Below are 636 nucleotides of genomic sequence, written 5' to 3' on the forward strand. Positions count from 1 at the left end.
TTCGGAAGCGTAAGATGTGTATAAGGGAAAGGGTGGGGATGATGACCATCAGGGTCAGCAGCACGATGCCGAACGCCACCGTGGCACCCGACCTTGACGCGGAGATGTCGACGGCGATCAGTCCGTCGCCGGCATCGTGCGCGGTCATCGTGATGTCCCACCCCGTCACACCACGCCCGCTCACGTCGACCGCCGTCGGAAGGGGAATCGTCTCGGCCTTCTCATCGTCCACACCCGCGACCATGAACGATGTCACCCGGTATCGGTCGAACGGCCACTCGGCGATCGCTCCGTCCATCACGAACGACACCTCGGCCGGCTCGACCAAGCGGCTCGGCTCGTACTGCACCGCCGTCGATCCCGCGACAGCCGACACCAGCACGTAGAACGGCTTGCTCACCGTGATGCCGTTCGTATACTCGCCCTCGCCCGCTTGCTTCGGCAGCAGCGACACCGTGAGGCGGCTCGTCGCGGCATCCATCTTCTCCGGAGTGAGGATCAGCGACACCGCGTCGGCCGACGGGTCGTCGCCGCCGCGCGACACCACGTCGCTCCCACTCGCGTACAGCGCGACCACGGTGACGTAGAGGGCGAGGATCGCGACGATCCCGCCCACACCGAGGGCGGTGCGGCGCC

At 66.7% G+C, this 636-nt stretch carries 1 protein-coding gene; it reads right to left on the reverse strand.

Annotated elements, in window-relative coordinates:
• Positions 1–636: DUF4436 family protein (locus tag NS220_RS18940; RefSeq protein ID WP_153004390.1), on the reverse strand; the 636-nt coding region annotated here is incomplete at both ends.

Source organism: Microbacterium testaceum, from assembly GCF_001476655.1.
GTDB classification, from domain to species: domain Bacteria; phylum Actinomycetota; class Actinomycetes; order Actinomycetales; family Microbacteriaceae; genus Microbacterium; species Microbacterium testaceum_C.